Here is a 536-nt window from a genome sequence, read left to right on the forward strand (position 1 = left end):
TTTTTCTGCAATTGCGATTACAGGAGCGTTGGTATTGCCGCTGGTGACGGTTGGCATGATTGACGCGTCAATGACGCGCAGGTTCTTAATACCGTGAACACGCAATTCACTATCTACCACGGCCATCGGGTCATGACCCATCTTGCAGGTTCCTGATGGGTGATACACCAAGCCTAAACGGTCCTTACATTTTTGCAGGAGCGCTTCATCTGATGTGACGTCTGCTCCGGGGTGAATCTCTTCACCTCTGTGCTCATCAAAAGCTTTGGCTTTGAGAATGTTGCGCGCTACTTTTATCCCGTTGACCAAGGTCTTAATGTCTTTCTCTTGGGTTAGGAAGTTGAAATCGATTTTGATTGGCATTCGCGGATCAGCAGATCGCAAACTGACAGTGCCGCGACTTTCCGGACGTAAAACACAGACATGCAAGGTATATCCATGCTGGCTGAGTAAGCGTAAGTCACGCCCGCAATCATCAAACAATAAAGGCACAAAGTGCATTTGAATATCAGGTACTTCAACTTCTGGGCTAGATT

Annotated in this window: 1 protein-coding gene; it reads right to left on the bottom strand. The window is 47.4% G+C overall.

Annotated features, from left to right (window positions below):
- Nucleotides 1-536: GMC family oxidoreductase (locus A3739_RS07200; RefSeq protein ID WP_231877033.1), on the bottom strand; the 536-nt coding region annotated here is incomplete at both ends.

The sequence above is a fragment of the Oleiphilus sp. HI0067 genome (assembly GCF_001635735.1).